The 11,619-nt window shown below is 68.9% G+C and carries 15 protein-coding genes and 1 pseudogene; all 16 read left to right on the forward strand.

What is annotated here, in order from left to right:
• Positions 1-304, forward strand: a 304-nt coding sequence (locus DMP23_RS00005; RefSeq protein WP_337819704.1) for a terminase small subunit, incomplete at its 5' end; no start/stop codon positions are given.
• A gap of 123 nt (positions 305-427) precedes the next feature.
• A complete protein-coding gene (locus tag DMP23_RS00010; protein WP_337819705.1) occupies positions 428-772 on the forward strand; it encodes a hypothetical protein in 345 nt (114 codons plus the stop codon).
• Between the two features lie 54 nt (positions 773-826).
• Positions 827-1,654, forward strand: a complete 828-nt coding sequence (locus DMP23_RS00015; protein WP_337819706.1) for a hypothetical protein — start codon at positions 827-829, stop codon at positions 1,652-1,654.
• 454 nt (positions 1,655-2,108) lie between these two features.
• Positions 2,109-2,555 (forward strand): hypothetical protein, encoded by a 447-nt coding sequence (locus DMP23_RS00020; protein ID WP_337819707.1) that lies wholly within the window; start codon positions 2,109-2,111, stop codon positions 2,553-2,555.
• A pseudogene (locus DMP23_RS47945) lies at positions 2,488-2,847 on the forward strand (hypothetical protein); the annotation flags it as partial. The gene DMP23_RS00020 and the pseudogene DMP23_RS47945, both read left to right, overlap by 68 nt.
• A 647-nt stretch (positions 2,848-3,494) precedes the next feature.
• Entirely contained in the window at positions 3,495-3,854 is a 360-nt protein-coding gene (locus DMP23_RS00025) for a hypothetical protein (RefSeq protein ID WP_337819708.1), read from the forward strand.
• Positions 3,851-4,768 (forward strand): phage major capsid protein, encoded by a 918-nt coding sequence (locus DMP23_RS00030; protein ID WP_337819709.1) that lies wholly within the window; start codon positions 3,851-3,853, stop codon positions 4,766-4,768. The genes DMP23_RS00025 and DMP23_RS00030 overlap by 4 nt, the downstream gene beginning before the upstream one ends.
• The gene (locus DMP23_RS00035) at positions 4,732-4,974 is read left to right on the forward strand and encodes a hypothetical protein (protein WP_337819710.1); all 243 of its coding nucleotides are present in this window, start codon (positions 4,732-4,734) and stop codon (positions 4,972-4,974) included. Before DMP23_RS00030 ends, DMP23_RS00035 begins: the two co-directional genes overlap by 37 nt.
• A gap of 399 nt (positions 4,975-5,373) precedes the next feature.
• Positions 5,374-5,589, forward strand: a complete 216-nt coding sequence (locus DMP23_RS00040) for a hypothetical protein (protein ID WP_337819711.1) — start codon at positions 5,374-5,376, stop codon at positions 5,587-5,589.
• A 380-nt stretch (positions 5,590-5,969) separates the two neighbouring features.
• On the forward strand, positions 5,970-6,149 hold the full coding sequence (locus DMP23_RS00045) for a hypothetical protein (RefSeq protein ID WP_337819712.1): 180 nt from the start codon (positions 5,970-5,972) through the stop codon (positions 6,147-6,149).
• 393 nt (positions 6,150-6,542) lie between these two features.
• A complete protein-coding gene (locus DMP23_RS00050) occupies positions 6,543-6,749 on the forward strand; it encodes a hypothetical protein (protein ID WP_337819713.1) in 207 nt (68 codons plus the stop codon).
• Positions 6,750-8,086: 1,337 nt separating this feature from the next.
• Complete coding sequence (locus tag DMP23_RS00055) at positions 8,087-8,458, forward strand: hypothetical protein (RefSeq protein WP_337819714.1); 372 nt, start codon at positions 8,087-8,089, stop codon at positions 8,456-8,458.
• 60 nt (positions 8,459-8,518) lie between these two features.
• Positions 8,519-9,502 (forward strand): hypothetical protein, encoded by a 984-nt coding sequence (locus DMP23_RS00060; RefSeq protein WP_337819715.1) that lies wholly within the window; start codon positions 8,519-8,521, stop codon positions 9,500-9,502.
• Between the two features lie 125 nt (positions 9,503-9,627).
• Complete coding sequence (locus DMP23_RS00065; RefSeq protein WP_337819716.1) at positions 9,628-9,840, forward strand: hypothetical protein; 213 nt, start codon at positions 9,628-9,630, stop codon at positions 9,838-9,840.
• 255 nt (positions 9,841-10,095) lie between these two features.
• Positions 10,096-11,244, forward strand: a complete 1,149-nt coding sequence (locus DMP23_RS00070) for a hypothetical protein (RefSeq protein ID WP_337819717.1) — start codon at positions 10,096-10,098, stop codon at positions 11,242-11,244.
• Between the two features lie 159 nt (positions 11,245-11,403).
• Positions 11,404-11,586: a DUF5047 domain-containing protein gene (locus DMP23_RS00075; protein ID WP_337819718.1), complete on the forward strand. Its 183-nt coding sequence runs from the start codon at positions 11,404-11,406 to the stop codon at positions 11,584-11,586.
• Positions 11,587-11,619 lie beyond the last annotated feature (33 nt).

Consider the following 11,619-nt stretch of genomic DNA (forward strand, 5'->3'; position numbering starts at 1 on the left):
GGCGGGTGTGGACCCGCTGGACATGCTTGGCGCGGTTCGGGCCGCAGTGGGCGTGCTGGAGATCTCTGGGGAGGACAAGGGCGCGGTTGCACTGGCCTTGCGGCTAGCGGTCGCGATCGACGAAGAGGATTCGGGCAGGACGGTGGCGGAGTTGTCCGGGCGGCTGCTGGCCGTGCTCGAAAGCCTCGGCGCGACACCGGCGGCGCGCAAGGCACTGGCGAAGGGGGTGCCGGCCAATGGCGCAGCTAAGCAGTCCGCCCTTGATGAGCTTCGGAAGCGACGGGAGCAGCGCCGCAACGGCTGACATCGTCGGCTCGACGGTGCCGCGGATCTGGACGCCGCCGCTGCGCGAGTTGACGCCGGAGACCAGCTACGGGTTCGACGTGTGTGATTTCGCGCGCGATCCGTTGGGGCACCCGCTCGACCCGTGGCAGGAATGGCTTGCGATCCACGCGGGCGAGTTGCTGCCGGACGGGCGGCCGCGGTTCCGCAAGGTGCTCGTGCTGGTGTCGCGGCAGAACGGCAAAACCGAAGTGGTGGTGGTGCTGACGCTGTTCTGGCTGTTCGTCGACCGGGTTCCGCTGGTGCTGGGCACTCGACAAAGCTCGATTACGCCGCCGAGTCGTGGCGTAAAGCGGGCCGTCTCGCGCGCCAGGTCGAGGACCTGGCCGCCGAGATCCCGGCGAAGGGCGGCATCCGCAAGGCGAACGGCGAGCAGGTGCTGTGGCGCGCGGACGAGGTCGAGCAGGTGCTCGACGAGGGCAGCCGGTAAAAATCGCCGCCTCGAATGAGGAAGGCGGGCGGTCGCTCCACGATCGATCGGCTGGTGCTCGATGAGCTGCGGCAGCACCGACGACTACAGCGCGTACGACGCGTCGGTTCCGGCGACGACGCGGTGCGGGACGCACAGGTGTGGGCGATGTCGAACGCCGGCTCGGATCGGTCGGTGGTGCTGAACGACTTGCGCGACGCCGCTATCAAGTTCATCGAGACCGGCGAGGGTGACCCGCGGCTGGGGATCTTCGAGTGGTCCGCGCCCGATGGGTCGTCCCCGCTCGACCTGAACGCGCTTGCGCAGGCGAACCCGAACCTTGGCCACCGGATCGACCCGGAGGCGTTGCTCGGCGATGCCGCTGTCGCGGTGGAGAAGGGCGGCGAGAAGCTGGCCGGGTTCCTCACTGAGAACATGTGCATCCGCGTGAAGATCATCGACAGCGCGATCGATCACGCGAAGTGGGCCGACTGTCTCGATGCCGGCGACCTCGCGGACGCGCGCGGCCGAGTGGCGTTGTGCGTCGACGTGTCGATCGACGGACAGCACGCCGCGCTCGTTGCTGCCGCGTTGCTGCCGGACGGACGGGTGCGCGTCGAGGTGGTCGAGGCATGGGATGGTCCGGGATGCACACAGGCGCTGCGGAAGGCGTTGCCCGCGACGGTCGCCAAGGTCCGGCCGCAGAAACTCGGGTGGTTCCCGAACGGTCCGGCCGCGGCGGTGGCGGCGGATCTGGCGGACCGCAAGCAGGGTCCGCGCGGAGCGTGGCCGCCGCGCGGTGTCGAGGTCGCGGAGATCACGCGCGAAACGACGGCGGTGTGCATGGGTTTCGCGGAGCAGGTCAAAAGTGGTCAGATCGGCACTCGGATGACCCGCTGCTGAACGCGCACGTGACGAGCGCGGAGAAGCTGAGGCAGGGCGACGTGTGGCGGTTCACGCGGAAGGGCGCGGGGCATTGCGACGCGGTGTACGCCGCGGCGGGTGCGGTCCATTTGGCGCGGACGCTGCCGCCGCCCCCAGCGCGAGCATTCGTTGTGGTGGCCCGTCCGCGTGAGTGAGGAATAGTCCACATCGGACCGTCCGGCGTGATTTTACCGTTCTGGTAGCCATATTGTGGCCGCGTGGGATTGTGGCGTGACCTGTTCATGTGGGGCAACGGGCCTGAGCCCGCGCCCGAACGCGTCCACGCACAGGCCGAGCCCGCCGAAGTGCCGCGGTGGGCTCGACCCCTGAATTTCACTCTTGAGGTTCCGCCGGAACTTGCGGCTGGCGCGCCCGATCGACGTTGACGGGCTGCTGTCGACGCGGGTCCCGCGCCGCCTGGCGATGTCTGTCGGTGGCGGTGAAGCGCTCCCGCGACCTGATCTGCGGGACGCTCGGCGCGCTGCCGTTGCAGACGCACGACGCATCGCGCGCGGTTGTGGACAGCACCTACACCCTCTTGCAGCAGCCCGAACCCGACATCGCCCGCGCGGTCACGATGACGCGCACGATAGAAGACATGCTCTTCGAGGGCGTTTCCTGGTGGCGTGTAACCAAATTCGGATGGCACGGCTACCCGACACAGGTTCGTCGTCTGGAGCCGCGATCGGTGACCGTGCGCGAGGACTACCGGGTTTACGTCTCGTCCGCGACCGGGATGCCGCAGGGCTCGGCGTGGGAACCAGTCCCGGACGCCGAGCTGATCCGCATCGACTCGCCGAACGACCCGCCTGTTGCAGGCCGCCGCACGAGCGATCCGGATTGCGCTGCTGCTCGACGCCGCGGTTGCGCGGTCGGCTAAGGACCCGTTGCCGCTGGGCTATTTCTCACCCGCCGACGGGGCTGTCGACCCGACCGAGGACGAGGTGCAGGACATCCTCACCAAGTGGGCGGAAGCGAACCGCGACCGCGCGTGGGGCTACATCGGCGCAGCGCTCAAGGCGAACACGTTGCAGTGGTCCCCGGAACAGTTGCAGCTATCGTCCGCGCGTGATGCCGCGGTGCTGGAGATCTCGCGGCATACCGGGCTCGACCCGGAAGACCTCGGCGTGTCGACAACCTCGCGCACGTACGCGAACGCGGAGCAACGCCGCCTCGACCTGATCGACTTTGTGTTGCGCCCGTTCGCCGCGGCGATCGAGGACCGGCTCTCGATGCCGGACGTTCTCCGCGCGGCTACACCGCCCGCTACGAGTACGCGCACTTTCTCAAGTCGGACACGCTCACGCGAATGCAGGCTTACAAGGCCGGGCGCGAGGTGGGCGTCTACAACGACGAGCGCATTGCCGTGCTGGAGAACATCCCGACCGCCACCGTCCCGAAGACCCCGGCTCCGGCAACGCCCCCGACGCCGCCGGAGCCGGGCACCCCCCGCCGAGGAGCCACCCGTGTCCGCTGCCGCTGCCGCGCCGTTCCCGACCGTCCGGTTCTCCCGACGACAACCCGGGCACGCTCACGCTCGGATTCGAGCTCACCCCGGCCGCCGCCGAGTTCACTGTGGACAGTGCCAAGCGGATGGTGTCCGGTATCGCTGTCCCGTGGGGCGCGGTCGCCCGATCTGGCGGCATGAAGTGGAAGTTCGCGAAGGACTCGCTTCATTGGGGCGGGGACGATTCCCCGCGTCAAGCTCAACCGCGATCACGACCGCTACCAGTCATTCGGCTACGCGTCCAAGCTCGCAAGCACCGATGCTGGGCTCGCTGCCGCGTTCCGCGTCGGCCGCGGCGCGGACGGCGACGCGATGCTCGCCCTCGCCGAGGACAAGGTCTACGACGGTTTCTCGATCGAAGTCGACTTCGAGCCGGGCGATGGCTGGGAGCCCGACCCGACCGACGAAACCGTGGCCCTGGTCTACAGCGCCACTCTGCGCGCGGTCGCGCTGACCGCGATGCCCGCTTTCGACGGCGCGCGGGTCGCGTCCGTCGCCGCCACCCGAGAGAAGAAGGAACCCACCATGACCGCACCCGCGGAGACCACCGCCCCGCCGGCCGCGAGCGCGGCCCCTGATTTCGCCGCGTTCACCGCTGGCTGTCCGAAGCGATCGGCTCGGCTGTTGCCGAGGCATTCGCGAAGCTTCCCGCGCCGCAGGGCCGCGAGGTGATCCCGGCCGGGCAGGCCGCGACGGTCACCAGCGAGCCGCTGGTGTACCAGATGGACGGTCACGGACCGTCCATGATCAAGGATGCGTGGAAGTCCCGCACCGAGGGCGACGTGGACGCGCGCGGCCGTCTGGAGAAATTCAGCTTGCAGCTGGCCGACTCGCAGCGTCGCGCCGCCGGGCAGGCTGCCTCGGCGTCGTTCGCGGGCGGCAACACCAGCAACGCTGCCGCGATCATCCCGCCCGGCTACCGCCCGGACCTGTACGTGACGCAGCTGCTCAAGGGGCGGCCGTTGTGGGGTTCGGTGTCGCGCGGCACCCTGACCGACGCGACGCCATTCACCATCCCGGCCTACACGTCGAGCAGCGGCATGGCGGGCGACCACACCGAGGGCAACAACCCGGGCTCCGGCACGCTGGTCGTGGGCACCAAGACCGTCACCCCGAACGCGGTCTCCGGTCTGTTCACCATCACCCGCGAGATCGCCGACAGCTCGAACCCCGCGATTGACGCCATCGCCACGCAGGCGATGAGCGAGGCGTACAGCCAGAATGCGGAGGCGAAGCTCTACGCCGAGCTGAACGGCCCGAACGGACAGGGCGGCACCATCACCTCGGGGCAGGTCCCGTCGGGCGCGTACGTCTACACCTCGGCCAGCGACGCTGGCACCCCGGGCGGCGAGAAGCTGCTCGCGACCGAGCGGCGGGTGCTCGCCGAGTTCCCGTTCCACCGGTTCGCGGCGCCGACCATCGCGCACCTATCGCAGGAGGGCACACTGGTTTCGCGACCGCAGTGGACGGCAATGGCCGTCCGCTGCTGCCGAGCATCGGCGCGCAGAACAGCGCCGGCGTCGGCAACGCGGTCACGCAGGGCTGGTACGTGGACGGCCTGCCGAACGTGCCGACCTGGTCGATGAGCGGCAATGCCGCGGGCGACGCGGACGTGCTGATCTTCAACCGGAACGACGTGTGGGCGTGGGAGTCGCCGCTGCTGACGTTCCGGTTCGAGGAGCGGGGCGGCCCGGCGAACATCGATTTGGCCTTGTTCGGCTACGTCGCGGTGCGGCTGCTGCGCCCGACCGGCCTGCACGCCATCCGCCACACCGTCACCCCGGGTGCCTGATGGCAAACCGTAGGGGCACGGCGGGCTCGGCGGGCACTGCGCCCGTCGAGCAGCCCGCCGTCGAGCCGGTCCCGGTCGAGGTCGAGCAGCCGCTCGCCGAGCAGCCCGCGGCGGCCGTCGAATCGGCCCGAGGCCGACCAGGAAGCGCACGCGGACAACGAGGCCGCCGCCCAGCTGGCCGACCTCGAAGCGAGCGACACGACCACCGACTACACGCGCCGCGCTGGCGGCTACGTGCTGACCGACCGCGGTTGGGTGCTGAACTGATGACCACGTGGCCGCCCACGCTCGACGAGCTAAGGGCCGACTTGCAGGTGCCGGATGGCGTCACCGACGACGATCCGGCCTTGCAGGCATGCCTTGACGCTGCGGTGACGTTCGTCGAGCGCGTGCGGTCCGATGTGGACTTCGCGCCGCATCCCGCTCGGCAAGGCACCGGGTGCCGACCTGGCGCTCGGCACGCTCCGGCTGGCCGGGCGGTGGTTCACTCGCCGCCGGTCACCGGACGCGCTGATCAGCATGGGCGATCTGGGGTCGGCGCGCGTCCCTTCGTTCGACCCGGACATCGACCAGCTGTTGCGGGTCGGCCGTTTCGCGCGGGCGGTGGTCGCATGACCACCGTTCCGGAAGCGGTCGCCGCGTTGCGCACCGTGCTCGAAACCGTTGCCTCACTGGGCAAGCGGATCCATGAGGACCCGGGCGCATCGGTGCAGGGCGAAGCGTCGGCGGTGATTACTCCCGCCGGTGCTGGAGTGGGGCGGGTTCGGCGGATCGGCGCCGAGCGAGGCGACGTTCGTGGTGCACCTGGTGGTCCCGTTCGACCAGTACGCGACGGCCCGGCTCTACAAGCTCGTCGAGCCGGTCGTCGCAGCGATCGAGGGCGACCCCGTTGTTCGCGGTGTCGTCGGCATCCCCGGCCCTGCTCCAGATGGGCGGGTCACAGCTTCCCACGTACGCCATCACGGTTTGACGTGGGTTTGTAGGAGGAGGAAGCGATGTCGCTCAAGGTGCGGCGGCTCAAGATCATCACGCTGACCATCGGCGGCGTGTCCGTTGAATGTCAGCTCAACAGCTGGAAACTCGACCCGGGCGTGCAGGACGGCGACCGGCTGTACAGCTCTGCCCGGACGGCGAGGACGTCAGCGAAACCGACAGCGAGCCCACGTTGCAGGTGAAGACCTACAGCAAGTGGACCGCGGGCGGCTTCGAGGACTTCCTGTGGACCAACCGCGGCACGGTCGTGGGTTTCGAGCTGAACCACCACCCGGACATCCCCGGCGAACACGTGCGCTGGACCGGGCAGCTGAAGATTCAGCCCGCGCCCGGTCGGCGGCGACCGCGGCGACAACGAAGAAACCGACATCACGTTCCAGGTGATCGGCGATCCCGACTACTCGCGGCCGTAAGGGAGAAAACCAGCCATGGCGCGCACATCTGTCACTACGCAGAAGGTCAGCTACGCCGGTGTGAGCACCGCGGGGCGTCGCCGACCGCCGAGGGCGACATCGTCGACACCGGCGGGACCGTGTTCCTCCTCGTCTCGAACACCGGGGCCCGCGTCCGCGACGGTGACCATCCAGACTCCCGCCACCTACGACTCACTCGCGGTCGAGGACTTGACGGTGTCGCTGCCCGCCGGAGCGTCCAAGGCGATCGGTCCACTTCGGACGGAGACGTTCGGTTTCCCGGCAGGGGACGTGAACGCGGGCAAGGCGTTCATCGACTACACCGGCACCGTCGCCGACCTCAAGCGCACCGTTCTGTCCCTCACCTAGGAGAAACCCCATGCTCACCCTGAAAATCACCGGCGACAACGGCTTCGACAACGAGGTAGTCGCGAAGCCGCGGCACATCCTCGCGTTCGAGCGCGGCGACCGGGATCAAGCTCTCCGACTTCGAGGACGAGATCTCGATGGAGACGGTCTACAGGCTCGGCCACCTGGTGATGCGGATGACGCATCCGGAGGACACTCCCGCGAAGCTGGCCCGACTTCGAGGAGACCTTCGACGTGTTCCCGGTCGGCGGTGACGACGAGCCGGACCCCTGGCCCCGCGGGAGCCTGAACCGGGTGGTGCTTGAGCTTTCGATCGTCACCGGGATCGCGCCCCGCCACATTGAAGAACTCGACCACAGGTCACTGATCACGATGGCCACCTGGTCGACCAGTCCAACAAAGCCAGCAACGGAAAAACCTCGGGGCCAGGTCAAGGCCCGAGCCGCTACGGCTCCGCCCAGATGTCCGGATGAGCGCGAGGGAGGTGCACCCGGGTGGCGAAAACCGCATTTGGGTGGTCAAGCTTCAGCTGACCGGTGCACGCGAAGTTCTGGCCAGCGTTCCGCGACCTGCCCAAGGAAGCATCGGACGCGTTGCGGGACGCCTCGCAGAATCTCGCGCGGAAACTCGCGGTGAAGGCCGCGGCGGATGTCGCCGCGCACGGGGGACCGCAGGGCCACCTTGTCGCGCCCACGACGAAGGCCGTGCGCGACCGGGGTGCCCGCCATCCAGATCGGCGGCACCAAGCGCGTCGGCCGCCGCCTCGCCCCCGCCTATGGGCTGCTGTTCGGGCAGCATCTTCGGATGAACGGCCGTTCCGGCTGGTATTCCGCGGCTCGCTACGCGGGCTCGACCGGCCGCCAGTACCCGGCCGCACCAAGGGCAGGACGCCTACGCGTTCTTCCCGGTCGTCGAGCAGAACCAGGCCGCCATCGCGGCTGAGTGGAACGCAGCGGCGAACGAGATCATCCGAGCTTCAACAGGGGTGCGTGAGATGGGCGCCGGGGAACGCACCGTTCGTATCAAGTTCGACGGCAGCACCAAGGGCTTGGCGCAAGCGGCAGTCCACCCGCGCGCGCCGAGCTGGACTTGATGCGGAAGTCACTGGAACGCAACCAAGCTGAGCTCAACCGGCTCGCGGGCGCCGCCGAGGCGTCGAACCAGAAGTTCCTCGCAGACGGCGCAGACTATCGAGGACTCCCGGACGCGCTGGCAGCGGTTCGGCTTGGCGCTGTCTGCTGCGGGCAAGCGATTCGCGGCAAGCCGGGACAAGATCGTGTCGGGCACCGCGCCGCTGGTGTCCGGTATCGGGCTCTGTCGCGGGCAGCTTCGCCACGATGGCCCGCCAGGCATCGACCGCCGCGGGCGTGCTCAACCTGCTCCCTGTCGCAGTCACGGGATCGCTGCTGCTGCCGGGTGTGCTGCCGCTCGCGGTGGCCGGCGGTTTCGCGCTCGCGGGAGCGATGATCGCGGCGAAGCTCGGCGCGGACGGCGCGAAGGCCGCGTTCAAGCAGCTCGACCCGCAGCTGAACACGTTGAAGTCTGGCGTGTCGGCGAGCTTCAAGGACGCGCTGCTGCCCGCGGTGCACAACCTGCAAACGCTGCTCCGAAGACAGAGACCGGGTTCCGGTCCGTCGCGACGGCGATGGGCGGCGTCGTTACGAAGGTCACCTCGTACCTCGCGACGGCCAAGGGCACGGCGCAGGTGAACCAGATCCTCGACGGCACGTCGCGGCTGATTCAGAACCTCGGGTCGTTCTTCCGCGCCGGTGATCGCGGCGTTCCTGCAAATCGGCGCGGTCGCGATGCCGATCCTCGTGCAGCTCACCGGCGGACTCGGCGCGGCAGGCGAGCGGTTCCGTGCGTTTGTCCAGCAGGCGGCCGAGTCCGGCCAGTTGCAGGAATGGAGCCGCAGCGCGATCGCCGGGTTCCAGTCGTTCTTCGCTGTGATCAAGGACCTCGCCGCGATCTTCAACGCGGTCGTCGGCGCGATCATGGACGCGGGCGGCGGCCTCGGCGGGTTCCTCGGGCCGCTGATCAAGACCGTGCGCGAGTTCCTTGAGTCCGCGCAGGGACACGACACCCTCGTCGCGTTCTTCGAGTCGCTCAACTCGGTGGCGGGCTCGGTGTCCAAAGTGGTCGGTGCGCTGCTCGCGGCGATCGCCCCCGCGATTCCGCCGCTGGCGGCCGCGTTCGCGAGCCTCGCGAGCACGCTGTCGACCCATGCTGGTTCCGGTCATCCAATTCCTGGCGCCGGTCCTGCAAAACATCGCGAACTTCATCGCGCAAAACACCAGCTGGATTGCACCGCTGGTCGTCGCGCTCGGGCTCTGGGCCGCAGCTCAATGGGTGCTGAACGCCGCAATGGACGCGAACCCGATCGGGCTCGTCATCATCGCGATTGGCGCGCTGATCGCGATCGTTGCCACGATCATCACCTACTGGGAGCCCATCAAGACGTTTTTCGTCGACCTCTGGAACACCGTCAAGGATGCCGTTGCCGCTGCGGCGCAATGGATCTGGCAACGGCTGGTCGACGCGTGGAACTTCATCAAGGGCGTGTGGAGCGGCGTCGGCGATTTCTTCGCAGGGCTTTGGGAAGGCGTCAAGCAACGAGCCTCGACCATCTGGGAATTCATCAAGGGCGTTTTCTCGGGCGCTTGGGATCGGATCAAATCCGTGTGGTCCGGCGTCGGCGATTTCTTCGCCGGTGTCTGGCGCGGCATCACCAATGGCCTGAAGGCTGCGCTTAACTGGGCGATCGACCGCATCAACGACGCGACCGGAATCATCAGCCGTGCGTGGACGTGGACCGGCGCGCCGGGCATTCCGAAGATCCCGCACTTGGCTAAGGGCGGGACGGGCGCTGGCCGGGCGGATGCACCTGGTCGGCGAGCGCGGCCCGGAGCTGTTCATCCCCGGGCAGACCGGCCGCGTGGTGAGCAATCAGCAGACGTTCGGCGGGCCGCAGGTGATCGAGCTGACGCTCGACCTCGGCGCGGGCATCACGGAGCGGATGCGGCTCGCCATCGACCAGAACACCGGACAGGTGCGGCGGCTTGCCGGTGCCGGAACGGGGAGCATGCGATGACGACCACCGCAACCTACCTCGACGACCTGTCGCGCGTGCGCATCGCGTTCGACGGGTTCCCGTCCTCGGTCGACTACGCGCTCGTCGAGCGCTCAACGGACGGCATCACGTGGTCGACCGTGCGCGGCGGCGACGCGGTAGCCGTTACCGCCGGTGCGGGGCACGTGGACGACTACGAGTTCGCCGCTGGGGTGCTCAACACCTACCGGGTGTCCGGTGTGGACTCCGGGCCGATCATCGGCGTACCGGCCGCCGGTGCCGCGGCTTCGGCGAACAACGCGGCGGTCGTGCCCGCACTGCCTGCCGGGGTGGTCGAGGGGCGATCTGCTGCTGTGCTACGCGGTCGCCCGCAAGACCGGGTTCAGTCCCACGCTCGTGCCCCCGGCCGGGTGGACAAGGCTGTCCGACTACGGCGACCTCATCTTCTACGGCAAGCGCGCCGGCGCGGCCGAGACCGCGCCGACCGTAGGGATCACGGGCGGCGCGGCAGGGGTGGACGTGATCGCACAGGTCATGGCGTTCCACAACGCGGATTTGCCGCAGACCTCGACCAACGTCGTGGGCACGACCGCGCAGAACATCACCCTGCCCGTGATCAGCAGCCCGCCCGCGTCATCGCTGAACCTGTGGCTGGCCAAAAAGGACAGCTCGTGGACCTCGGCGGCGCCGTCGACCACGTACGCCACGATCGGCGCGACCAGCTCGGCGCTCGGATCTGGCGCGGCGACGTACTGGGACTACACGGTCCAGGGACCGAGCCCGGTGCTCGTGCCCGCGCGCACCCTGACCGTCACGGGCGGCACGAGCGCGGCGAACGTCGGGATCGCCTACACCATCGTGAAGGCCCCGTACGTCACCCGCCAGACCGCGGCGATCACGCCGGTCCTGGACTCCGCGTGGATCAAGAACCCGCAGCGGCCGAGCCTGAACCGGAAGGTCACCGTCTCCGGGATCTCCGACATCACCCGGCCGACGCGCACCAACGCGATCGAGGTGGTCGGCCGGACGCTGCCGGTCGCGATCAGCGACGTGCAGGGCTCGCGTCGGCTAACGCTCACGGTGATGACGCGCACGCTCGCCGAGGCCGCCGACTTCGACCAGGCGTTCGCGTCCGGCCTGCCGGTGTTCTTGCAGGCGCCCGAGCTGACCGCGGTCGTCCCGACGCTGTACGCGTCCGTCGGCGAGGTGACGTTGCGGCGGGGCCAGTCCGTGCGCGCGCCGCGCCGGTTCTTTGACCTGCCGCTCACCGAGTGCGCGGCTCCGGCGTCCACTGTGTACGGCGACACCTACACGTGGTCTGACGTGATCTCGGACTACGCCACGTGGGCCGACGTGGTCGCCGACGTGGCGACGTGGTCCAACCTGATTGACAAGGTCTCCGACGCCGAGGTGGTCGTGCCATGAGGCCAGTGAGTGCGACCTTCCTCAACTCGGTCCGCGGCTCGCACCGCATGATCGCCCGCGCCCGGCTGGTCGCGCCCGGCCAGACCGGCACGACACCGGCCGGGCTCGCGATCCCCGGCGGCGACCCCGAAAGGGTTGCTGCCCATCATCGGCGGCGACGTGACCACCGACATGACCGCCGACGTGCAATCCACGCTCGCGCTCACCACCGTCTACCCGTGGCCGGCGGATCCGTTCGCAGCGGGCACCCCGTACGGGCAAGAGGTCTACGTCGAGCGCGGCATCGAGTACGGCCTCGGCACCCGCGAATGGGTGGGGCTCGGGCTACTTCCGGCTCGATGACGTGAGCCAAGACCAAGCCCCGAACGGGCCGAT

It is taken from the genome of Amycolatopsis sp. A1MSW2902 (genome assembly GCF_017312175.1).
GTDB classification, from domain to species: Bacteria; Actinomycetota; Actinomycetes; order Mycobacteriales; family Pseudonocardiaceae; genus Amycolatopsis; species Amycolatopsis nivea.